At 64.4% G+C, this 22,882-nt stretch carries 22 protein-coding genes; 7 read left to right on the forward strand and 15 right to left on the reverse strand.

The genetic code is table 11. The annotated features are described in order from the left end of the window. Nucleotides 1-59: 59 nt before the first annotated feature. Complete coding sequence (locus tag DI606_RS14555; RefSeq protein ID WP_293984331.1) at nt 60-830, reverse strand: Tad domain-containing protein; 771 nt, start codon at nt 828-830, stop codon at nt 60-62. Between the two features lie 167 nt (nt 831-997). Here DI606_RS14555 and DI606_RS14560 point away from each other — a divergent pair, with 167 nt between their 5' ends. Both DI606_RS14560 and DI606_RS14565 read left to right on the forward strand, forming a co-directional pair. Beyond that, the gene (locus DI606_RS14560) at nt 998-1,627 is read left to right on the forward strand and encodes a hypothetical protein (RefSeq protein ID WP_293984332.1); all 630 of its coding nucleotides are present in this window, start codon (nt 998-1,000) and stop codon (nt 1,625-1,627) included. A 41-nt stretch (nt 1,628-1,668) separates the two neighbouring features. Next, nucleotides 1,669-2,133, forward strand: a complete 465-nt coding sequence (locus DI606_RS14565) for a hypothetical protein (RefSeq protein ID WP_293984333.1) — start codon at nt 1,669-1,671, stop codon at nt 2,131-2,133. A 13-nt stretch (nt 2,134-2,146) separates the two neighbouring features. Here the strand turns inward: DI606_RS14565 and trmFO are convergent, their stop codons facing one another. Continuing rightward, nucleotides 2,147-3,496, reverse strand: coding sequence for a methylenetetrahydrofolate--tRNA-(uracil(54)-C(5))-methyltransferase (FADH(2)-oxidizing) TrmFO (trmFO, locus tag DI606_RS14570; RefSeq protein ID WP_293984335.1), 1,350 nt, complete (start codon nt 3,494-3,496; stop codon nt 2,147-2,149). Nucleotides 3,497-3,635: 139 nt separating this feature from the next. Here trmFO and DI606_RS14575 point away from each other — a divergent pair, with 139 nt between their 5' ends. Next, on the forward strand, nt 3,636-3,848 hold the full coding sequence (locus tag DI606_RS14575; protein ID WP_293984336.1) for a DUF2945 domain-containing protein: 213 nt from the start codon (nt 3,636-3,638) through the stop codon (nt 3,846-3,848). Nucleotides 3,849-3,899: 51 nt separating this feature from the next. On the opposite strand, the gene DI606_RS14580 is transcribed toward DI606_RS14575, so the two are convergent. The 9 genes from DI606_RS14580 to miaA all read right to left on the reverse strand — a co-directional run bounded on the left by DI606_RS14580 (nt 3,900) and on the right by miaA (nt 13,666). Then, complete coding sequence (locus DI606_RS14580) at nt 3,900-5,219, reverse strand: dicarboxylate/amino acid:cation symporter (RefSeq protein WP_293984337.1); 1,320 nt, start codon at nt 5,217-5,219, stop codon at nt 3,900-3,902. Nucleotides 5,220-5,602: 383 nt separating this feature from the next. Continuing rightward, the gene (leuA, locus tag DI606_RS14585) at nt 5,603-7,288 is read right to left on the reverse strand and encodes a 2-isopropylmalate synthase (RefSeq protein WP_293984338.1); all 1,686 of its coding nucleotides are present in this window, start codon (nt 7,286-7,288) and stop codon (nt 5,603-5,605) included. 236 nt (nt 7,289-7,524) lie between these two features. After that, a complete protein-coding gene (locus DI606_RS14590; protein WP_293984339.1) occupies nt 7,525-8,115 on the reverse strand; it encodes a YceI family protein in 591 nt (196 codons plus the stop codon). Between the two features lies 1 nt (nt 8,116). Continuing rightward, complete coding sequence (locus DI606_RS14595) at nt 8,117-8,740, reverse strand: YceI family protein (RefSeq protein ID WP_293984340.1); 624 nt, start codon at nt 8,738-8,740, stop codon at nt 8,117-8,119. A 112-nt stretch (nt 8,741-8,852) separates the two neighbouring features. After that, on the reverse strand, nt 8,853-9,872 hold the full coding sequence (gene ilvC, locus DI606_RS14600; RefSeq protein WP_293984341.1) for a ketol-acid reductoisomerase: 1,020 nt from the start codon (nt 9,870-9,872) through the stop codon (nt 8,853-8,855). A gap of 99 nt (nt 9,873-9,971) precedes the next feature. Then, nucleotides 9,972-10,487, reverse strand: a complete 516-nt coding sequence (gene ilvN, locus DI606_RS14605) for an acetolactate synthase small subunit (protein WP_293984343.1) — start codon at nt 10,485-10,487, stop codon at nt 9,972-9,974. Next, nucleotides 10,487-10,858, reverse strand: a complete 372-nt coding sequence (locus DI606_RS14610) for a hypothetical protein (RefSeq protein ID WP_293984345.1) — start codon at nt 10,856-10,858, stop codon at nt 10,487-10,489. The genes ilvN and DI606_RS14610 overlap by 1 nt, the downstream gene beginning before the upstream one ends. A gap of 10 nt (nt 10,859-10,868) precedes the next feature. After that, the gene (gene ilvB, locus DI606_RS14615) at nt 10,869-12,620 is read right to left on the reverse strand and encodes a biosynthetic-type acetolactate synthase large subunit (protein ID WP_293984347.1); all 1,752 of its coding nucleotides are present in this window, start codon (nt 12,618-12,620) and stop codon (nt 10,869-10,871) included. 101 nt (nt 12,621-12,721) lie between these two features. After that, a complete protein-coding gene (gene miaA, locus DI606_RS14620; protein WP_293984349.1) occupies nt 12,722-13,666 on the reverse strand; it encodes a tRNA (adenosine(37)-N6)-dimethylallyltransferase MiaA in 945 nt (314 codons plus the stop codon). Between miaA and serB the strand changes: the two genes are divergently transcribed. Then, the gene (gene serB, locus DI606_RS14625) at nt 13,665-14,543 is read left to right on the forward strand and encodes a phosphoserine phosphatase SerB (RefSeq protein ID WP_293984350.1); all 879 of its coding nucleotides are present in this window, start codon (nt 13,665-13,667) and stop codon (nt 14,541-14,543) included. The two genes, miaA and serB, sit on opposite strands and share 2 nt — an antisense overlap. A gap of 7 nt (nt 14,544-14,550) precedes the next feature. On the opposite strand, the gene DI606_RS14630 is transcribed toward serB, so the two are convergent. Genes DI606_RS14630 through DI606_RS14640 form a run of 3 tightly spaced genes read right to left on the reverse strand, consistent with a single transcriptional unit; the run spans nt 14,551 to nt 16,579 of the window. Next, nucleotides 14,551-14,961, reverse strand: coding sequence for a Rap1a/Tai family immunity protein (locus DI606_RS14630; RefSeq protein ID WP_293984351.1), 411 nt, complete (start codon nt 14,959-14,961; stop codon nt 14,551-14,553). Further along, complete coding sequence (ruvX, locus tag DI606_RS14635; RefSeq protein ID WP_293984352.1) at nt 14,958-15,431, reverse strand: Holliday junction resolvase RuvX; 474 nt, start codon at nt 15,429-15,431, stop codon at nt 14,958-14,960. The genes DI606_RS14630 and ruvX overlap by 4 nt, the downstream gene beginning before the upstream one ends. A 32-nt stretch (nt 15,432-15,463) precedes the next feature. Then, nucleotides 15,464-16,579, reverse strand: coding sequence for a DUF3089 domain-containing protein (locus DI606_RS14640; protein WP_293984353.1), 1,116 nt, complete (start codon nt 16,577-16,579; stop codon nt 15,464-15,466). A 129-nt stretch (nt 16,580-16,708) separates the two neighbouring features. Between DI606_RS14640 and gatC the strand changes: the two genes are divergently transcribed. From gatC to gatB, 3 genes are read left to right on the forward strand one after another with little or no spacing between them, the layout of a single operon-like run. Next, entirely contained in the window at nt 16,709-16,996 is a 288-nt protein-coding gene (gatC, locus tag DI606_RS14645; RefSeq protein ID WP_293984354.1) for an Asp-tRNA(Asn)/Glu-tRNA(Gln) amidotransferase subunit GatC, read from the forward strand. Next, entirely contained in the window at nt 16,996-18,480 is a 1,485-nt protein-coding gene (gene gatA / locus DI606_RS14650) for an Asp-tRNA(Asn)/Glu-tRNA(Gln) amidotransferase subunit GatA (RefSeq protein ID WP_293984355.1), read from the forward strand. Before gatC ends, gatA begins: the two co-directional genes overlap by 1 nt. Nucleotide 18,481: 1 nt before the next feature. Beyond that, on the forward strand, nt 18,482-19,987 hold the full coding sequence (gene gatB, locus DI606_RS14655; protein WP_293984357.1) for an Asp-tRNA(Asn)/Glu-tRNA(Gln) amidotransferase subunit GatB: 1,506 nt from the start codon (nt 18,482-18,484) through the stop codon (nt 19,985-19,987). A 213-nt stretch (nt 19,988-20,200) separates the two neighbouring features. Here gatB and DI606_RS14660 read toward each other — a convergent pair whose 3' ends face one another. Then, the gene (locus DI606_RS14660; protein ID WP_293984359.1) at nt 20,201-22,789 is read right to left on the reverse strand and encodes an autotransporter domain-containing protein; all 2,589 of its coding nucleotides are present in this window, start codon (nt 22,787-22,789) and stop codon (nt 20,201-20,203) included. Between the last annotated feature and the right edge of the window lie 93 nt (nt 22,790-22,882).

A 22,882-nucleotide genomic window follows, 5' to 3' on the forward strand; every position in this document is an offset into this window, starting at 1 on the left:
AGGCGCAATTTGCCGTGATCTTCGGCGAACGTTTCATCAGAGCCATGGCGGCCTGATGATCAACCGCCCGGCCGCACACGGAAATCCTGACAGTCCCATCTCACGCGCTTGCGACTGCCAGGAGACGCTACGTTGAACTGGTTTTCGATGGTCGCCATCTGCGACTGGAGGTTGGACAGGGCGGTGCGCAGCGCCTGCATCCGGGAAATATTGACACCCCCGCTGGTTTCTTCGGCGACATAGGTGACGGTCTTGCCGTTCACGGTCATTGTTTGACCGCTCCGCCCGTTGCCGAATATCCAGTTGCTGCAATCGGTGCCGTCGCGTTCGGGCTTGCACGCCATGGATCCGGTGTTGTCGAGCACCAGGACAATGTCGATATTGGCATAATCGTTCCTGCCGCTGCATGTCGCCGCTACGGCCATCGTCTGGCGACCGAACAGGGTCATCAGCACGGTCGGCACGGTGGTCGATATCGACAGGTTGATCTGGTCGTTGGTGCCCAGCGTGGGAACGATATTCGCGTCTTGCAACGACGATCCCATGTAACTGTCCGGGTAATTGAAGCGCACATATTTGCGCACTTCCGCCGTCACGGCTGGCGTCAGCACGCCTGCCGTGCCCATCAGCTTGCGGCCCGCAAGCACGCCTGCGTCGCAGGCTTGCTGCAACCGTACCTGCGCCAGGTAGCCACGGCTTATGTCCAGACCGCTGCCGACCATTGCCGCCAAAGGCAGCAGGGCAGCGGCGACGATCGCCAGCGTGTTGCCCGCTTGGCTAGTCCGAAGCCGGGACAAGAGGCCGGTGAATATATTTGCGTGTCTGTTCATTGCGTTGCTACCACCCGCCTCAGTTCCGTCGGCATTGTGTGTGCCGGACTCGACTACGACCTTTTTATGCGAGCTTGAATTTCATCGAGTTAAGGGTTGGGGGTTAAAGAATTGGTAAAATGACGCCGCCGGGCTATGACAATTTGGTACATCCGATGCTGCCCCCCATGCCCTCCCTTCTTTGCGCGCACGCCGGTGCGCACGGCGCTCGCCATCGTGCGATATGGGCGTTCGATGGCCGTCTCGCCGCTGTCGCGCGCACCACGAGCGAACCTATCATCGGGCAGATGCGGCTTGCCTGGTGGAATGACGTGATCGACGATACGGCGGGTGTGAAGGGGCGGGGAGAGCCCGTTGCCGACGCTCTGCGCGAAACCGGCGGCATGGCCGCGCCGGGTCTGGTCTCGATGATAGACGGCTGGGAAATTCTGACGGTCGAGCCGGACCTTGGCGACACGCAGTTGCAGGACTACGCGACCGGGCGGGGCGGCGGCCTGTTCCGGGCGCTGGCGGACGAAGCCGATCCGCCCCCGTGGCTGATCGCGGCGGGGCGAGTCTGGGCGCTTTGGGATCTGGCCGGGCATGTCAACGATGCGGCGTTGGCGCGGGGGGCGCTCAAGCTGGCGCGCAGCGCCGCGCCCGACGTTCGCGACACCCGTTGGCCCCGGTCATGGAAGCCGCTGCGCATCGCCTTCACGCTGGCGCGGCAGGATGTTTTGGCAGGACGCGGCGCGCCGACCGGTGTTCCCCGATCCTACGCCCTGCGCCTGTTACGGATCGCGCTTGTCGGGCGGTAGCGGATCGGGATAGCGTCCACGCGACACAGGGAGACGATGAGATGGGGCGTTTACTCGCAGGCGCGATGGCGATGCTGCTGCTGATTGCGGGTGGGCTGTTCTGGTGGCAGGGACGCGCCAGCCGGCAACCGCTGCCCCAATTCGCTTCCGCTCCCCCGCCGCCGCCCGCGCTGGAGCCGCTGCCGGAAGGAGACCCCGACGCGGTAGGCGAAGCGCCCCCCGTCCCGGCGCAGGCCAGCGAAAGGAGCCGCGAACAGAAACGGTTCGAACGCTACGACCGCAATCGCGACGGCGTCATCACCCGGGTTGAAATGCTCGGCAGCCGGGTAAAGGCGTTCAAGGCGCTCGACAAGGACGGGGACAATCTTCTGTCGTTCGAGGAATGGGCCGTCGCCACCGCGGATCGCTTCGCGGCGGCTGACGCGAATGGGGACGGCAAGTTGACGCCTGCGGAATTCGCGACCACCGCGCCCAAACGGACCGCCAAACCCAAATGCCAATGCTGATTCGGAAAACGCGTCAGGCGAGTGCCATGTCGCCCATCCATGCGCCGAACGACGCGCGCGCCCGCGCTGTATAGGCTTCCTTCCGGCTTTTTTTCTTCACATCGGCAAGCGGCGGGAAAAGGCCGAAATTGACGTTCATCGGCTGATAGTCCGCCGTCGCTACGTTACCAGTCACATGGCCCAGCAACGCGCCCAGCGCCGTGTCGGGGGGCGGCGGCGCCAGCGCCTCACCCAAAAGCTCGGCAGCGGCGAACCGTCCCGCCAGCAACCCGATGGCCGCGCTTTCGACATAGCCTTCGCATCCCGTCATCTGCCCGGCGAACCGAATATGCGGCGCGCTTTTCAGGCGCAGCGTGGGATCGAGCAGCTTGGGGCTCTGGATGAAGGTATTGCGGTGCAGGCCGCCCAGCCGTGCGAACTCCGCCTGCTCCAGGCCCGGTATCGTCCGGAAAAGATCGACCTGCGCGCCATGTTTCAGTTTGGTCTGGAATCCCACCATGTTCCAGAGTGTGCCGCTCGCATTGTCCTGCCGCAGTTGCACCACGGCATAGGGCCAGCGCCCGGTGCGTGGGTCGTCGAGGCCCATGGGCTTCATCGGCCCATGGCGCAGCGTTTCCGGTCCGCGCGACGCCATGACTTCGATCGGCATGCAGCCTTCGAAATAGGGGGTGTTTGCCTCCCACTCCTTGAACTCGGTCTTTTCCCCATCCATCAGCCCTTGCACGAAGGCTTGATACTGGTCCTTCGTCATCGGGCAGTTGATATAATCCTTCCCCTCGCCGCCGCCGGGACCGACCTTATCCCAGCGGTTCGCCATCCAGCATTTGTCCATGTCGATGCTATCGAAATGGATGACCGGGGCAATGGCGTCGAAGAAGGCGAGATGCTCCATCCCCGCTGCCTGCCCGATGCTTCGGGCTAAAGCCGGGGCGGTGAGCGGGCCGGTGGCGACGATGGTCATGCCCTGCGTCGGCAGGTCGTCGATCCGCTCGCGCACGATCTCGATATGGGGATGCTCGGCCAGCGCGCGAGTGACGCCGCCTGAAAACACATGGCGGTCGACAGCCAGCGCCGATCCGGCGGGCACCTTGGCCGGTTCGGCCTGCGCCATAATGAGCGAGCCCAGTCGCCGCATTTCTTGGTGCAACAGCCCCACTGCGTTCTTGTCCGCATCGTCGGAGCGGAAACTGTTGGAGCAGACCAGCTCGGCAAGGCCGTCCGTCTGATGCGCCGGCGTCATGTCGCCGGTGCCCCGCATTTCCGACAGGCGCACGCGCACGCCCGCTTGCGCCAGCTGCCAGGCGGCTTCGCTGCCCGCAAGGCCCCCGCCGATGATATGCACCTGATAACTCACGTCAGCCAACCTTCGTCCGATCGATATATGCCGCTGCCCCTAGGACAAAATGCCGCCGATGGCGAGCCGCGCCTGCGCTTTGGTGCAGGCGCGGAACGGCGCGCATCGCTGCGAATTGACGAGCGAGGCGCAACGAAGGAGAGCGACGATGACAAAGCAGCTCAAGAAGGGCGATAAGGTCGAATGGGACACCAGCCAAGGCAAGACCAAGGGCACGGTGGAAAAGAAGCAGACCAGCACGACTCATATCAAGGGGCACAAGGTCGCCGCGACAAAGGACGATCCGCAGTATATCGTTAAGAGCGACAAGTCCGGCAAGAAAGCCGCGCACAAGCCCGCCGAACTCAAAAAGGCCAGTTGACCCGCAAGGCCGCGCTCCCTGCAGGGGCGCGGCCCCGTCTTATTCGGCGGCTTATTCTGCGGGCAGGGGCGACGCCTCGGTTGCAAGCGCGCCATAATAGGCGCTCTCGTCCAATATCCCCTCCCGCTTGGCGACGATGACGCCGACCAGCACCTGCCCGGCAACGTTGACGGCGGTGCGTCCCATATCGAGGATCGGGTCGATGGCCAGCAGCAACCCGGCCCCCTCCAACGGCAATCCCAGCGTCGAAAGCGTCAGCGTCAGCATTACGATTGCGCCGGTCAGCCCTGCGGTCGCGGCCGACCCGATGACGGACACAATCACGATCAGCACATAATCGATGAAATGCAGCGGGATCCCATAGAAACCAGCTACGAAAATCGCCGCCAGAGCAGGATAGATGGATGCGCACCCGTCCATCTTCGTCGTCGATGCCAGCGGGATGGCGAAAGCGGCATAGCCCTTGTCGACACCCAGACGCTCCGTCACGGTTTCCGTCACCGGCAGTGTGCCCACCGACGAACGCGATACGAAACCCAGCTGGATAGCGGGCCAAGCCTTGGCGAAATAGGCGCCGGGCTTCAGGCCATTGGCGATCAGCAGCAGCGGATAGACCACCAGAAGCACCAGCGCGAGGCCAAGATATACCGCCGCAGTGAAGCTCCCCAATTGCGCCAGCGCGCTCCAGCCATAGGTGGCGATGGCGGTGCCGATCAGTGCTGCCGACCCGATTGGGGTCAACCGGATGACCCATCCCAATATCGCGCGCACAACCGCCAGCAGCGATCGGACGAATGCCAGGAAAGGTTCGGCCCGGTCCCCGACCTTGAGCGTGGCGAGCCCAACGGCGATCGAAATGACCAGAAGTTGCAGGATGTTGAACGACAGGCCGGTGGTCGCCGTGCCATCTTCCGCGATCTTCGTACTGCCCGACAGGGCCAGGCTGTTGGCCGGCACCAGGCCTTTCAGAAAATCGAGCCATCCGCCCACCGAGTCCGGTTGTTTGGCGGCCAGCACCGCGCTGGACATGCCGACACCGGGCTGGACGATGACACCGATGGCGATGCCTATGGCAACCGCGATGAGCGCGGTGATCGCAAACCACAGCAATGTCTGCCCGGCCAGCCGCGCCGCGTTGTCGAGCGCGCGCAAGTTGGCGATGGACGCGACGATGGCGGCGAACACCAGCGGAGGCACGATCGCTTTCAACAGCGATACGAAGATCGACCCCACGGTCTTGAGCGTCGTCGCCAGCCAGTTGAGGTCGCCGTCAGGCCCCGCGCCCATCTGCCGTGCGACGAGGCCGAGCATCAGGCCCACCGCCATGCCCGCCAGCACCTGAAATCCGAAACTGCGATAATGGAGGGCCATGACTCTTCTTTCTTCGAACGACCGGCACTATCGGGCGCGTGACGACCGATTGCGTGCAAGCAATTCTTGACAGCTGTATAACAGGGATAAGGTGGCCCTTTCTCCGCCGACCCGGTCAAACGGATTGGCCGGGCAAATCCTCTATGCCACAGATGCGCGATAAATCCATGATCGCAAGAAGGGCGGACATGACGGAATGGGGGGATCGCTGCTGCGGCATGGCGGCTGGCTATGCCACCCGAGCGCGGGATCCGGCTTTGCCCATGCCCTCGACGAACGCCTGCTGTCGCGGGCATTCAGGCGTCCTTCGAACGATGGAACCGGGCGATCCGCGCCCGGTCGAACTGAACGAAACGGGCCGGTTCCCCGGCCCGTACCTCGCTTCAGCCCCGTGCCGCGATACCGTTGGCGGCGGACAGCACGGCCTTGACCGATGCTGTCGCCACGTCGCTGTCGGTGCCCACACCGAACACGGTGCGTCCGTCGGATGTGCGGCATTCGACATAGGCGGCGGCGTTCACGTCGCTGCCCGCGCCGATGGCATGTTCGCTATAATCGGCGATCTCCAGCTCCACGCCGAATTCGTCCCGCAAAGCCGCCAGCACGGAAGAAAGCAGGCCGTTGCCACGCCCGGATATGGAGCGTTCGACGCCGCCTGACCCGGTGTCATGCGCGATCTTGCCGGTGAAGATGCGGTCGCCCGCCTGCCCGCCCTCATGATAGTCGATGAGCGCATAGGGCTGCTCGCCCGTCAGCCCGTAATGGCTTTCGAACGCTTCCCCGATATCGGCGGCGTTGAGTTCGCGACTGGTGCTGTCGGCCAGCGCCTGAACCACCTTGGAAAAGTCCGCCTGCATGCGCTTGGGGAGCTTGTATCCCTTATCCTGTTGCAGCACCCACGCGACGCCGCCTTTGCCCGACTGCGAATTGACGCGGATCACCGCTTCGTAATCGCGACCCAGATCCTTGGGATCGATGGGCAGATAGGGCACGTTCCAGATTTCGTCGTTGCGTGCTTCCTGCGCTGCGAAGCCCTTTTTGATCGCGTCCTGGTGGCTGCCGGAAAAGGCGGTGAAGACCAGTTCACCGGCATAGGGATGGCGCGGATGGACGGGCAGTTGGTTGCAATATTCTACCGTCTGGATGACTTCGTCGATGTCACTGAAATCGAGGCCGGGGTCGATGCCCTGCGTATACATGTTCAGCGCGACGGTCACGAGATCGCAATTGCCGGTGCGCTCGCCATTGCCGAACAGACAGCCTTCGACCCGGTCGGCTCCGGCCATGATGCCCAGTTCCGCCGCCGCGACGCCAGTGCCGCGGTCGTTATGGGTGTGCAGCGATATGACGACGCTGTCGCGCTTTGAAATATTGCGGCAAATCCATTCGATCTGGTCGGCGTAGATATTCGGCGTCGCGCATTCGACCGTGGCGGGCAGGTTCAGGATCAGCGGTCGTTCCGGCGTAGGGCGCAGGATATCCATCACCGCCTCGCAGCATTCCAGGCTGAAATCCAGTTCCGCGGTGGAAAAGGTTTCGGGCGAATATTCGAAATGCCAGTCGGTATCGGGCTGTTTGGCCGCATGATCGCGCAGCAGCTTGGCTGCGTCCACTGCGATCTGGCGCACTTCCTGCCGCTCCATCTGGAACACGATGTTGCGCCAGGCGGGCGATACCGCGTTGTAGACGTGGACGATCGCCTGCTTCGCGCCGCGCAGCGATTCGAATGTTGTTGCGATCAAGTCCGCACGCGCCTGCGTCAGCGCCTGGGGCATGACATCGTCTGGGATCGCGCCGTCGCGGACCAGGCCCGATATGAAGTCGAACTCGGTCGCGCCCGCACTCGGGAAACCGACCTCGATCTCCTTGACGCCGACCTTGATCAGCAGGTCGAAGAAGCGCCGCTTCTTTTCCGCGTTCATCGGGTCGATCAGCGACTGGTTGCCATCGCGCATGTCGGTCGACAGCCAGCGGGGCGGGGCGGTGATGACGCGCGAGGGCCATTGCCGGTCGGGCAGGTCCACCTGGGGGAAAGGGCGGTATTTCTGGGAAGGTTGCTTCAGCATCATGGCGTTGTTCCTGATACGCACCGGTCGGCGCGCAAGGACGCCGCATCCGTTGATCGACTTGACTGTTTGTAAATGCCCTTAGGCGGATCGACGCTGCCCTTTAGTCGGATGGCAGCACAAAAGCCACGCCTAAGGGCGTGTAAGTCGTAGCAGGGTAAGAAGCGCGGTGCTGTGCATGGCGTAGCCCTTAACCGCTTTTGCGCGATCACGTAAAGCCGTTTCTGTCCCCGCCCGGTTCAGGAGCGATGGAATATTGCGTCGACGGCCAATTCGACGCGGTCGGCAACGAAGGGGCGGCCAAATCCCATTCCGAATTTGCTGCGCTCGACCGTCATCGCGCCGGTGAAGCGGAGGGTCGAAATGCTGGGCGCTTCGTCCGGCGTCACGCCGACCAGGCGGACGGCGAGCGTTGTGGGCAGCGTGATGCCGTGCATAGTGAGTTGGCCGTCGATCCGAGTGTCCCCCGCCGTCGTGGCGAGCGGCGCGGCGTCGGCGGTGAAGCGAACGGTGGGATAACGACGCATGTCGAAAAAGCTTTCGCCCTTCAGCATGGCATCGGTGGAAGCGTCGCCGGTCGTCAGCGTTTCCACCGGAAAGCTGATATCGATGCTGGCGCGGTCGGGAAGGCCGGGGTCGATCACGACCTCGCCGGTCGGTTCGCGCAGGTCGCCTTCATATTTGCCGACGAGCGCCTTCACATGGAAATGAACATGGGTCGCGGCCGGATCGACGGTGTAGCGGCCGGGCTGGTAAAGGCCCGGCACGCCAGCCGCCGGCGTAAGCGCGATGACGCCGGTCAGCGTCAGGAAGCGCGCCCACGCCCGCATTCTATTGCTTTTCGAAGCCCGCAATGACCTTGAGTTCGATCGCGTCGCTGACCAGCGGCACGAATGCGCCCATGCCGAAGTCGCTGCGCTTGATCGTGCCGGTGGCGACGAAGCCGATATTTTCCTTCTTGGTCATCGGATTGGGGCCGACGCCGTAGAATTGGGTGTCGAGCGTCACCGGCTTGGTCACGCCATGCAGCGTCAGGTTGCCGGTGATCTCCGCGCCGTTGGCGCCTTCGGGCTTGACGCTGGTCGACACGAACGTCGCGGTCGGGAACTTCGCTGCGTCGAAGAAGTCGGGCTTCAACAGATGCTCGTCCAGCTTGGCGACGCCGGTGCGAAGGTTCGCGATCTGAAAGGTGACGCTGACCTTGCTGTTGGCGGGATTAGCCTTGTCCAGCGTCAGCGTGCCGGTCGGTTCGGCGATCGTGCCCGCATTGTTGGTAAAACCCATGTGGTCCCAGGCGAACACGACCTGCGTGTGGCCGCCATCGACCTTGTAGGTGCCGCCGCTCACCTTGGCCACGTCCTTCGTGCCGGGGGCGGAAGTCGGCATTTGCGCGACGAGGGCGGAACCGCCGGCCAGCGCGATTAGCGCAGCGGCGGGGATCAGGAATTTACGCATGGATGATGTCTCCAGAAACGCTCAAGGGGTGCCGCACCATAGCAGCACCCCTCGATTGATCCAGCGCCGTAACGGCGAACGGATCGTTTCCGTTCCGTTGACGGATCAGGCGTCAGTTCTTGTCCTGGTCGACCAGCTTGTTGGCGGTGATCCACGGCATCATCGCGCGCAGCTTCGCGCCCGTTTCCTCGATCGGATGGCGCTGCGCCGCGATGCGGCTGGCTTTCAGTTCAGGCTGCCCGGCGCGGTTGTCGAGCACGAAGTCCTTGACGAAGCGACCCGACTGGATATCGGCCAGCACGCGCTTCATTTCCTTCTTCGTTTCTTCGTTGATGATGCGCGGGCCGGTCTTGATGTCGCCATATTCGGCAGTGTTGCTGATCGAATAGCGCATGTTGGCGATGCCGCCTTCATACATGAGGTCGACGATCAGCTTCAGCTCGTGCAGGCATTCGAAATAGGCCATCTCGGGCGCATATCCCGCCTCGACCAGCGTTTCGAAGCCTGCCTGCACCAACGCGGTCGCACCGCCGCACAGCACTGCCTGCTCGCCGAACAGGTCGGTTTCGCATTCCTCGCGGAAATTGGTTTCGATGATGCCGCTGCGCCCGCCACCCACGCCGCTGGCGTAGGAGAGGGCGATGTCATGCGCGTTGCCGGTCGCATCCTGATGGATCGCGATCAGGCAGGGAACGCCGCCGCCGCGCACATATTCGCCGCGCACGGTATGGCCGGGGCCCTTGGGCGCGATCATGATGACGTCCACGTCCTTGCGCGGCTCGATCAGGCCGAAATGGACGTTGAGGCCGTGCGCGAACGCCAGCGCCGCGCCGGGGCGCAGATTGTCGTGCACATCGGCGGCATAGATCGCGGCCTGATGCTCGTCGGGGGCAAGGATCATGAACACGTCGGCCCATGCGGCGGCCTCGGCGTTGGGCAGCACCTTGAAACCTGCGCCTTCGGCCTTCTTGGCGCTGGGCGAGCCGGCGCGCAGCGCGATCGCCACTTCGGCGACGCCGCTGTCGCGCAGGTTCTGCGCATGGGCGTGACCCTGGCTGCCATAGCCCAGAATCGCGACCTTCTTGCCTTTGATCAGGCCGATGTCGGCGTCACGGTCGTAATAAACCTTCATGATATTTCCCCTTCTCGTCCCGCCATGCGGCGGGCATCGAACATTGGTTGTGGATGGGTCGGTGATAAAGCGCCTTCCCTGCGGAAGACGCATGGTCTGTCAGGCGGTATCCTTGCCCCGCGTCAGTCCGGCAACGCCCGTGCGGCTGACCTCGACCAGGCCGATCTGCCGCATCAATGCGATGAAATTGTCGACCTTCTCGGTCGTGCCGGTAATTTCGAAGATGAAGCTTTCCCGCGTGGTGTCCACGGCCTTTGCGCGAAAGATATCGGAAAGCCGCAGCGCCTCGATCCGGTCCTCACCCGTGCCCGCGACCTTGACCAGCGCGAGTTCGCGCTCGACGAAGGGGCCTTCCTCGGTCAGGTCTGTCACCTTGTGCACCGGCACCAGCCGGTCGAGCTGCGCGATGATCTGATCGATCACCTTGGGCGGGCCGCTCGTCACGATGGTGATGCGGCTGACGCCATGGTCGGGCGTGATGTCCGCCACGGTCAGACTGTCGATATTATAGCCGCGCGCCGTGAACAGCCCGGCGATGCGCGCCAATATCCCCGCCTCGTTCGTGACCGTCAGCGACAGGACGTGCCGCTGGTTCAATTCTTCCTGGATATGCATCAGACTGTTCCGTGATCCTGATCGTCTTCGCTGGCGGCCTGACCCGCATCGGGCCGGTCGTGCAGTTGCGAAATCATCGCGACGAAGGCGAAATGCCATTCGCCGTCCTGCCTGTGGGCGAGCCGCACCGGAAAGCCCGCTACCGCTTCGAACATGCGATCCAGCCGTTCGCCGACATAGCGCGGTCCGACAAGCAGCGTGCCGATCCGCCGCTTGTTGAAATCGAAGCCATGGTCGAGATGGACTTCCCAATTCTCATTGTCGGGACCGGCATGGTCGGTGGTCCATCCGGTCAACTCGGTCGTCCCGGCTTCCCGTTCGAAATCCCATGGTTCGGTCACATGGATGCGCAGCTTGAGGTGCCCGGTCACCCGATCGTCCTCACACCAGCGCCTTGGCTTCATCCGACATGACGCCCGCGATCTGATTGGGGTCGAGCAGCATGTCGGTATGCGCCGCGCCCGACGGGATCATAGGGAAGCAGTTGGAAAGCTTGGCGACGCGGCAATCGACGATCACCGGCCCGTCCGTTTCCAGCATCCGGCGGATGCCGTCCTGCAACTCCTCGCGTCCATCGATGCGGATACCGGTCCAGCCATAGGCTTCGCCCAGCTTCACGAAATCGGGCAGGCTGTCGGAATAGCTGTTCGAATAGCGGCTTTCATAGGTCAGTTCCTGCCACTGACGGACCATGCCCATATATTCGTTGTTGAGGATGAAGATCTTGACCGGCAGGCGATACTGGCTGGCCGTTCCCATCTCCTGGATGTTCATCTGGATCGATGCGTCCCCGGCAATGCAGATGGTGATGCTGTCGGGATTGCCCAGCTGCGCACCGATGGCGGCGGGAAAGCCATAGCCCATCGTGCCGAGGCCCCCGGACGTCAGCCACTTGTTGGGTGCCTCGAACCCGAAATGCTGCGCTGCCCACATCTGGTGCTGGCCGACTTCGGTCGTGATGATGACGTCCTTGCCGGTCGCGCGGCAGGCGGTGTAAAGGTCGGCGATCGCGCGCTGCGGCATGATCTCCGGCCCGGTTTCGGAATAGTCCAGGCTGCGCTTGGCGCGCCATCCCGCGATCCGCGCCCACCATTCGCCCAGGTCCTGCGCCTGATGTCCGCGCTGCTTCCACAGTGCCACCATATCCTCCAGCGCGCTGGCGACATCGGCGACGACGGCGACATCGACATCGACGATCTTGTTGATCGAACTGCGGTCGATGTCGATGTGGACCTTGCGGCTGTTGGGCGCGAAGGCGTCCAGCCGTCCGGTCACGCGGTCGTCGAAGCGTGCGCCCACGCACAGGATGAGATCGGCCTGGTTCATCGCCCAGTTCGCTTCGAAGGTTCCGTGCATTCCCAGCATCCCCAGCCATTGGTCGGACGATGCGGGAAAGGCGCCCAGGCCCATCAGCGTGGAAGTGACGGGCGCGCCCGTCAGCGCGGCAAGCTCGCGCAGCAGCGCGCTCGCCTGCGGGCCGGAATTGACGACGCCGCCGCCGGTGTAGAGCACCGGACGCTCTGCCGCCGCCAGCATCTCGACCGCAGCGTCTATCGCCGCTGCGTCCGCATTTGTCTGCGGGCGATAGCTGGCATGGACCTTCAGCTCGGGCTTGGCATAGGGGGCGGTCGCGATCTGGACATTCTTGGGAATGTCGATGACGACCGGGCCGGGCCGACCGGTGGTGGCGATATGAAACGCCTCATGAACGACGCCGGCCAGCCGCGCGGGGTCCTTCACCAGATAATTGTGCTTGGTGCAGTGGCGCGTGATGCCGATGGTGTCGGCTTCCTGAAACGCGTCGGTGCCGATCAGTTGCGTCGGAACCTGCCCGGTGATGACGACCATCGGGATGGAATCGAGCAGCGCGTCGGTGATCCCCGTGACCGCATTGGTCGCACCGGGGCCGGACGTGACGAGGACGACGCCGGGCTTGCCGGTCGAGCGCGCATAGCCTTCGGCCATGTGCGTCGCGCCCTGTTCGTGACGGACGAGCACGTGACGGATCCGGGGGTGGTTGAAGAGCGCGTCATAGATGGGCAGCACCGCGCCGCCCGGATATCCGAACACAACCTCGACGCCCAGATCGACCAGGCATTCGACCAGTATGTCCGCGCCGCTCTTTTCGGCCACGATGAAAACTCCTTCAATTTCGCAAGGGCACGGCTTTGCGCCCAAGCGCCTTCATTGGCAAGGTGCTAGCCTCTAGGGGACATAAAATGCCCGGTCAACCACTATTGTTGTAACTTAATTGCTATTTCATCGATAACTTCATTATCAATATGTCTCATCTCACGTGGCCAGTCGGTGGGGCTCTGGTTTGCGAACCAGGTATATTGACGCTTGGCATAGCGCCGGGTGGCAAGGCTGCCATTTGCGAAACACCTGTCTACATCGCTGTCGCCTTCGATCAGCGCCGCAATCTCCGCCACGCCGATCGCGCGCATCACCGGCAGCGCCGGATCGAGTTGGCGGGCGAGCAGCGCCTCCACTTCGGCTATGGCCCCTTCCTTGAGCATCGCGGCGAAGCGCGCATCGCACCGCTCCGCCAGCCAGTCGCGCGGCGGCAACAGGATGACGGGGGCAAGCGCGATCCGGTCGCCGATCCCACCGACCTTGTTCCGCTGCCATTCCCGGATCGGCGTGCCGGTGGACCGTACCACCTCCAGCGCGCGGGCCACGCGCGTCGTATCGGCGGGGGCCAGCCGGGCGGCGGCTTCCGGGTCCTCCCGGCCCAATGCCGCATGGGCTTGGGCGACGGGCAATGTCCGCACCGTAGCGCGAATGTCCGGGTCGATATCCGGTACCGGCGCAATGCCGTCGAGCAGGGTGCGGATATAAAGGCCGGTGCCACCCACCAGCACCGGCAGGCGACCGGACGCATGAGCGGCCTCCACCTCAGCCCTTGCCTCCGCCGCCCACCGCGCGGCGGTGCAGGCCTGGGCGCCGTCGATATGGCCGAACAACCGATGGGGAACGCCGTCCATATCCTCGTCCGACGGCCGCGCTGAAAGCAGGCGCAGGTCGGCATAGACCTGGCTTGCATCGGCATTGATGACGACGCCGCCCGCCCGCCGCGCGAGGGCGATGGCAAGCGCGCTCTTGCCGCTGGCGGTCGGCCCGGCAATAAGCGCGACGCGCGGGCGGGATTCGCCTGTTTCTGGTTCGGAGTATGGCATGTTCGTCGCGACCTTAGTGGCAAGTGATCGAATCGGGCAGGGGGATATTGCCGAAGCCGCCGACCGGCTGAGCGATGCCGGGTGCCAGCCCGAAGGCAGTGAGTGGCTGGACGCGGGCAAGGCGGCCGACCTCTTCTTTGCAAGCGAACCGGTCGCGGCCCGTTCCGCGCTGGCCGGTCTGGGGCGCGGGATCGATATCCTGATCCAGCCGGTCGCGATCCGGGAAAAGAGCCTGCTGATCGCCGACATGGATTCGACCATGATTACGGTCGAATGCATCGACGAACTGGCCGACTATGCCGGTATCAAGCCGCAGATCGCGGAGATCACCGAACGCGCCATGCGTGGCGAGCTGGGGTTCGAGAGTGCGCTGAGGGAACGGGTGGCGCTGCTCAAGGGGCTGGACGCGAACGCCATCGACCGCTGCCGGATCGACCGGGTGCGCATCATGCCGGGTGCCGTGGCGCTGGTCCGCACGATGAAGGCGCGGGGTGCGCGCACGCTGCTGGTGTCGGGCGGTTTTACCCGGTTCACCGGGCCGGTCGCGCAGGAAATCGGCTTCGACGCCGATGTCGCCAACGTGCTGGAGATCGCGGACGGCGCGCTCACCGGGACGGTCGAAACGCCTATCGTCGACGCCGCCCGCAAGCGCGCCGAACTGGAGCAAGCTATTGCAGGCGGTATCGACCGTGCGCGCACACTGGCCGTGGGCGATGGGGCGAACGACATCCCGATGATCGAGGGTGCGGGGCTGGGCGTTGCCTATCGTGCCAAACCCAAAACGCGCGCCGCCGCCGCCGCAGAAATCGTCCATGGCGACCTATCCGCGCTGCTTTATGCCCAGGGCCTCGGCTCCGCGCACTGGGTCACGCAATAAGCCGCCTTCAGCGCTTCTTCTTTCCCGCCGCTTTCTTTTTGGGCGTACCCTTGCACGGCCATGCCTTGCGTATCGCCGCGAACACCTGTGACGAAGCGGAATTGGCGGCGCGATCCTTGGGGTTCTTGCCCAGATAATCGACGGTCGTCTTGCGCAGCCGATTGATCGTCACATCGCCGGGGATGCAGCTTTTGAGGCCGTTCGCCTCCCGCGTCGTGTTAAACGCGTCCACCGCTCCGCTGATATAGCCGACGCATTCATAGGACCGCTCGAAATAATCCTTCGCATCCTTGTCGGTCGTGCAACTCTCATACAGGGCGTCACCGCTGTAGAAGCCCGCATGCGCGCTGGCGGGCAACAGAATGCCCAGAGCCAAAGCCGCGCCCGTAGCCCAGATCCCGATCCGCATCGTCGTCATTCCAATCCTGCCACCAACCCGTCGATCGCCCCTTGAAGAATGTAGCTCGCCGCGAGCTTGTCTACCAGTTCTTCGCGCCGTGCCCGGCTGGCGTCCGCCTCCAGCAGGGTGCGCGTCACCGCCTGCGTCGACCAGCGCTCGTCCCACAGCAGGATCGGATGGCCGAGGTCCGCGATATTATGGGCGAAGGCCCGGCTGGCCTGCGCACGCGGCGAACTCGATCCGTCGAGGTTCAGCGGCAGGCCGATGACGATGCCCTTCACCTGTTGCTGCTCAATGAAAGCGGCAAGGCCGATACTGTCCTTGCCGAACTTGGTTCGCGCTACGGTGTAGGCGGGGCTGGCGATGGTCCATAACGCGTCGCACAGGGCAAGGCCGATGGTTTTCGTCCCCACGTCCATCCCGATCAGCCGCCCGCCCTGCGGCAATGCGGCGCGAAAGGCCGCGCGGTCGGTCGTCACCAAAGTCATGCGCTGCCCTGTGTCACGTCCAGCGGCCGTTGTCACTCGCGCGTGAATGCCGCCAGCCGTTTCTGCGCATCGTTCCGCACATTGGCCCAGAAAAGGCTATAGTCGTAGACGTGATAGTTGTTGCCGGGCAGGGTGAACGGCCCCATGTCCACCGGCTCCCCGATCATCAGCACGCCGCTGGTATCGCATCGGGCAGGCACGATTCCGGTAACCAGCTTGGGTGGCTTGCCCTCCTCGCGGGCGTCGAGCGTCCCCTTGTTCGCGCTGGCCGGAGCCGCGCCGTTGAATGCGCCGGTGATGGGATTGGTGCAGAGCATATGCGTGCCCTTGCGCGGCTTGCCGGTATAGCCGGTGCCCTTCTCGAACGTCTCGACGACAGCGGACGGATCGGCCGGTTCGGCATAGCTTTGCCAGCTGACGATGCAGTGCGCCTGATCCTGCCGCGCACAGGCCGGGAGGCCGAGCGCGGGGAGATCCGCCTCGACCGACACCGGCCAGCCCACGGCATAGACCGCCGCCACCCGATCGGCCACCGGCTTGCCCGCCACCTGTTCGCGCAGCAGCTGGAGCAGATGGCGCGACCCCTGGCTATGCGCGGCGAGGATCAGCGGCCCATCGGGATTGGCCTTCAGGAAGGCCGCGAATGCCTGCGCGACGTCGCGATAGGCCGCGGCGAGTGCCTGGTCGCCTGCGGGCTTGTCGGTAAGGAAAGCCCCGTAATTGGCCTGGCGATAGCGCGGCGCCCAGATCGCGCCTGCGGCGTTGAACGCGCTCGCCTGGCTGGCGACGAAGCGCTTCGCGGTCGCATTGGCATCCTTGTCGCTCAGCCGCGCATTCCAGTGCGCGTCGCCGAACGTCGTGATGTAGCTGGTCGGATGGATGAAGAAGACCGCTGCCATTTTCCGCTGTTCCGCCGGCTTTACGCCTGCCGGGGTCCAGAGCGCCGGGTTCGCCTTGATGTCGGGGCGGGCGATCCACATCCCCGGATCGTCATAGGCGTCGGCGGGCAGCGGTTGCAGTGCGGTATAGGCCTCGCGCGGGACCATGACCATGCGGATGAGCTCCATCCCCCACACCCGGTAGACCAGCAGCGCAGCGATCACCAGCACCACCAGCGTAGCGACCACATACAGGAATTTGCGCGCCACCTTGTCCCCACTCCCCATGACGGCGACGACCGCGCGCCGCCCTGTTCCCTGTCTGACGCAGGAACAGGGTAGGCGCAAGGGGCGCGAAAGCCGCTTGAAGCGGGCCGGAACGGGTGGTAGCGGCGGCCCATGTCGATAGACCTTCAGACCGTGAAAAAGATCGCAAGCCTCTCGCGCATTTCGGTGAGCGAGGAGGAAGCGCAGGCGATGGTGCCCGAACTCAACAACATCCTGGGATGGGTGGAGCAACTGGGCGAAGTGGACGTGACCGGCGTCGAACCCATGACCGCCGTCATCCCCAACCGGCAACGCCTGCGCGACGATGTCGTGAATGATGGCGACGTGCGCGGCAAGGTGCTCGCAAACGCGCCGCAGGCCGAACATGGCTTCTTCGCCGTGCCCAAGGTGATCGAATAATGACAGAGCTTACCGATCTTACCGTCGCGCAGATCCGCGACGGCTTTCGCGCAGGCGATTTCTCCGCCCGCGAAGTGGCGAACGCGTTCAACGCGAACGTCGCTGCGGCGAAGGCGCTGAACGCGTTCATCGTCGAAACGCCGGAAAAGGCGCTGGAGGCCGCGGACGCCGCCGACAAGGCGAAGGCGTCCGGCGCGCCGCTCGGCGCTCTGGCGGGTGTGCCCATTGGCATGAAGGACCTGTTCTGCACGCAGGGCGTCCAGACGACTGCGGCGAGCCATATGCTCGAAGGCTTCGTACCCACCTATGAATCGACCGTATCAGGCAAGCTTTGGGCGGCGGGCGCGGGGATGCTGGGCAAACTTAACCTCGACCAGTTCGCCATGGGATCGTCCAACGAGACGAGCTATTTCGGCAATGTGATTTCACCTTGGCGGCGTGGCGGCGGAGACAATGCCGCGCTGGCGCCCGGCGGCTCGTCGGGCGGGTCGTCCTCGGCCATCGCCGCACGGCTGTGCCCGGCGGCGACCGGCACCGACACGGGCGGCTCCATCCGCCAGCCCGCTGCCTTCACCGGCATCAGCGGCATCAAGCCGACCTATGGCCGTTGCTCCCGCTGGGGCATCGTCGCCTTCGCCTCCTCGCTCGATCAGGCGGGGTCGATGGCGCGCACCGTGCGCGACAACGCCATCATGCTGGAAGTCATGGCGGGCTTCGACCCCAGGGATTCCACATCGCTCGACGTGCCGGTGCCCCAGTGGGAAGCCGGGCTGTCGAGCGACCTTAAGGGTAAGACCGTCGGCATTCCGAAGGAATACCGCCCCGAGGGGCTCGACGCCGGGATTGGCGCCCTGTGGGATCGCGGGATCGAATGGCTGAAGGACGCAGGCGCAAACGTGGTGGAGGTATCGCTGCCGCATACGAAATATGCGCTGCCGACCTATTACATCATCGCCCCGGCGGAGGCGTCGTCCAACCTCGCTCGTTATGACGGCGTGCGCTATGGCCAGCGCGACCTGCCTGACGGGGCTGGCTTGCAGGACATGTATGCCGCGACCCGCGCCGCCGGTTTCGGGCCGGAGGTCAAGCGTCGCATCATGATCGGCACCTATGTGCTCTCGGCCGGCTTCTACGACGCCTATTATACGCAGGCGCAGAAGGTCCGGGCATTGATCGCCCGCGACTTCGAACGGGCGTTCGAGAAATGCGACCTGCTGCTGACCCCGACCGCGCCGAGTGCGTCGTTCGCTTTGGGCGAGAAGCAGGCCGACCCGCTGGCGATGTATTTGAACGACGTGTTCACCGTGCCCGCCTCGCTGGCCGGACTGCCCGCGATGGCGGTGCCGGGGGGGCTCGACGCTGCCGGACTTCCCATCGGGCTTCAGGTCATCGGCAGGGCGCTGGACGAACAGACCGTGCTGAACGCCTCGCTGGCCATCGAGGAACGCGCCGGCTTCACCGCACGCCCGGACAAATGGTGGTAACATGACTGAATCAAGCTATCGTATCCAGGGCGCCACCGGTGAGTGGGAGGTCGTGATCGGCCTTGAAGTGCACGCGCAGGTCACGTCCAACGCCAAGCTCTTTTCCGGCGCGGCAACCGCATTCGGGGCGGAGCCCAACACGCAGGTGTCCCTCGTCGACGCGGCCATGCCCGGCATGTTGCCCGTCCCCAACCGCGAATGCATCCGCCAGGCGGTGCGTACCGGGATGGCCATCGACGCGCAGATCAACAAATGGTCGCGCTTCGACCGCAAGAATTACTTCTATGCCGATCTGCCGCAGGGTTACCAGATCAGCCAGCTTTACCACCCGCTGGTGGGGGAGGGGCAGATCGAGATCGTTCTGGATGAAAAGAACCCCGAAACCAGCACCAAGACCATCGGGATCGAGCGCATCCACGTCGAACAGGATGCGGGCAAGCTGATGCACGACCAGCATCCCACCCGCTCCTATGTCGATCTCAACCGGTCGGGCGTCGCGCTGATGGAAATCGTGTCGAAGCCCGAGATGCGCTCGCCCGCCGAAGCGGGCGCCTATCTTGCAAAGCTGCGTACGATCCTGCGCTATGTCGGCTCCTGCGACGGCAATATGGATCAGGGATCGATGCGCGCCGACGTGAATGTGTCCGTGCGTAAGCCCGGCGAACCGTTCGGCACGCGCACCGAAACGAAGAACGTGAACTCGGTCCGTTTCGTCATGGCTGTGGTCGAACATGAAGCGAACCGGCAGGTCGACGTGCTGGAAGCGGGCGGCAAGGTGGTGCAGGAAACGCGCCTCTACGATCCCGACCGGAACGAGACGCGGTCGATGCGGTCGAAGGAGGATGCGCACGATTATCGTTACTTCCCCGATCCCGACCTTTTGCCGCTGGAACTGGACGATGCGTTCCTGGAGGAATGTCGTGCCTCGCTGCCCGAACTGCCCGATGCCAAGCGCCGCCGCTATGAGCAGTCGCTCGGCCTTTCGGCCTATAACGCAGCGACGCTGACCGCCGACGCAGACACCGCGCGCTGGTTCGAGGTGCTGTTGACGGAAGGCGCGCGCATCCAGGGCAAGGGCGAAAGCGACGTGGCGAAGGCTTCGGCCAACTGGCTTTTGTCCGAACTCTATGGCGCGCTCAATCGCTTGGGCAAGGGGCTGGAGGACAGCCCCGTCAGCCCGCAGGAGGGCGCGGAGCTTCTCGCACTGGTCGCGGATGGCACGATCAGCGGCACCATCGCCAAGCAGGTGTTCGAGATCATGCTCGAAACCGGTGAGAAGCCCGCCCGGATCGTCGAGGAAAAGGGAATGAAGCAGACCAGCGACACCGGCGCGATCGAAGCCGCCGTGGCAAAGGTGCTGGCCGACAACGAAGACAAGGTCGCGCAATATAAGGGCGGCAAGGAAGCGCTGTTCGGCTTCTTCGTCGGCCAGACAATGAAAGCGATGCAGGGCAAGGCCAACCCGCAGGTCGTGAACGAATTGGTGAAGAAGGCATTGTCCGCCTGACGCGCCCGCCTGCGGCGACAGATCAGGGGGGAGCGTTCCGGGCGGGACGCTCCCCTTTTTCATGGTGCGCGAAAAAAAAGGGCGCCGCCGGGGGGACCGGCGACGCCCTCTTTTTCAGGGCCGCGGCGCCTTTGGGGAAGGCGATCGTGCCGCGGCGGAACAGGCGGGCCGGAGGGTCTATGGGGTGTGGCCCGCCTGTTCATCTGTCAGACGTCACAGCACGAAGTTAACCGTCGCACGAAGTGACAGGGCAACATGATTTTGTTGCTCCTCCGCGCCGACTTCGCCGCCGACCCGGAACGTGTCGGTGCCGCCATACAGGCGAGCGCGCCCGGTCCAGCCGTTGGTGCGGACTTCCGGCGTCAGCGTGAAGCGATCGCCGCCTTTGAAATAGGCGGTGGTGTCGCCCAGCGTTCCGCCGACGATCTGCCGCCGTCCGCCTTCCAGTTCGACCCGGAACCATCCGTCGTCCTTGTTGAGGCTGCCGAAATCATATCCGGCGGTCAGTGTGCCGTTGACTGTCGTTTCGTCGCTCGTGCGCCCAAGCACGGTCAGGTCGAACGCATCGCCGCCGCCGCTTTCCGCATAGCCGTCTTCCTTCAGGCGATAATAATCGACGCCCGCCGCCGGGCGCAGGCTGAACCGACCCATCTGCAACTGGTAGGACAGGCCCGCCGTCGCGGAATAGAGCCTGCCGTCCCAACTGCCGTCCGCCGTCCGGGTGACATTGCCGCTGTTGAAGTGGCGCGTGCCGTCGAACGAGATGGTTGCGGCGGATAGGCGCGCGAATGCCTGCAAGGGCCCCCACTGGCCGCGCCAGTGCGCCGCTGCCTCATATTGATCGGAATCGACCGAGTTGCTCGACGATCCGGCGGAATCGCTTGCGTGAATATAGGCGATCGACCCGCCGAACGCGCCCCAGTCGGTCAGATATTCGACGCCACCGCCCGCGCCCCAGCCGGTGATGTCGTAGGACGCGGTATTACCGACACTCTTCGCTCCGCCAAAGCCCACTTGCTGCACCCAGAAGCCGAGCCGCCCGTCCGCCGTGCGATAGATGCCGTTGGGGTCCGACAGGATACGGGCAGTAGCGCGCGAACCGGATGTGACCGCTTCGAACGTTCCGCCCGCATGATCGGGCAGCATCTGGCGAAGATTGGCGGTCAGCGTCGTGCCGTCGGCGATGCCCAGATAGGCGTTGGCGACGGCGGCATCGTTGTCCAGCGCGTTGAAGATCGCCGGATAGGCGGCGGCGGTCGATCCTCGCAAACCCAGTTCCGCCACCGTCTTGGGCGCGATCGACAAAGTGACCGTGCCGGCGGACGCATCGGCACTGGTGCTCCCCTTGAAGATGTAGGGAAGGGTGGTCGTCGCCGATAGGGCGGGGCTCCCGGTCAGCGATCCTGCGCGCACGATCACATAGTCGCCCGCCGATCCTCTGACCTGCATCAGGTTGACCTTGACCTGCGATCCGCTGGCGAAACTGGCGGCACCCGCCACTGTATAGATTGTATTGGCGCTTCTGGACGGGTCGATGGTGACGCCGATACTCGATGTCGATCCGGCGGTGAGCGAGGCCAGCGCGATGCTGCCGGTGTTGGTCGCCGTCAACGTGCCGCCGTTCAGCGTCACCGCGACATTGCCTGCATTGCTGATCGCGCCTCTGATCGCTGATGTGCCGTTCAGCGTGAGGCTACCCGCGCCGCCGCCGAAATCGACGTCCCCCGTCAGCGTCGCCGTGTCGGCAAGGGTGAGGTTGCTGGTCCCCGTTCCGAAGGACACGCCGCCCGTCATCGCCGACGAACCGGACAGTGCCAGGGTGTCGTTGCCCCCGCCGAAGAGGAGGTTGCCAGTGAGCGTGCCTGCGGAGATGCCAACGCTATCGTTGCCCGAGCCCAGATAGACGTCCCCCGTGATCGAAGGCGCGGCGGCGGTGGACGATGCAAGCGCCTGCGACAGGGCGATGCCGGTGGCATTGGCGCGCAGGTCGACGGCGATGTTGGTCGCGCCGCCCGCCGCGCTGATCTTTCCGGTATTGGACAGGGAAGAAACCGTCCCTGCATTGTCGAGGATGGCAATGGCCGTCCCCTTGGTCGTATCGAGCGCGGTCGCGCCTACCGTTCCGCTGACGCTGATGCCGCCGACGCTTGCGCCCGTATCGATAACGATTGCCCGTGCGGCGGTGCCCGCCAGCGACGATCCGGTCGCACCCACTGTGCCGCTCACGTCGATTGCGCCCACATTGGCGCCCGATCCGACGCGCAGGCCGGTGGCGTTGCTGTCGTAGGATATGGCGGAGACGGTGCCCCGGACCTGAACGCCCTTCGCCACCGTTACCGCGCCGCCCAACCCGCCGATGGCAAGCGCGTTGGCGTCGACGCCGTTGTAGATGCCGTATCCCGCGATGCTGCCGTTCACGATCAGGCCGTAGCCGCTGGCGCCCGCCGCGACCGCGCCGATGCTGGTTGCCTGCGTCGCCGATCCGACCTGCACGGCCGCCGCCATGCCATATGCGGTGATGGCGGCGCTGCCTTCGCTCGCGTCGGGCAGGCCGTCATTGTCGCTGTCTGGTTTCGTCGCATCCAGCGGTGGGGGAACGTCGAAGATAATGCCGCCCGACACGTTGCCCGCGATGACGACCGCCGATCCGCCCTGCAGCAGGTCGTCCGCGTCCAGCTTCGTCACGTCCGTCGGGCGCGTGGTATAGCGATAGCCGGTGCTGACGATGCTGCCTTGTTGGGGTGGACGGCTCCCAACGGCATCGCAATGTGCCAGAGTGAGTGCGTTGCAAGACTTAATCAAGGGAGCCGCCCGTGGAGCAAATTACCCGCATAGGCATGGATACGTCAAAGAACGTTTTTCAACTGCATGGCGTCGATGCAGCGGAGAAGCCAG

The sequence above is a fragment of the Sphingobium sp. genome, assembly GCF_003248505.1.
In the GTDB taxonomy this organism is placed as follows: Bacteria; Pseudomonadota; Alphaproteobacteria; order Sphingomonadales; family Sphingomonadaceae; genus Sphingobium.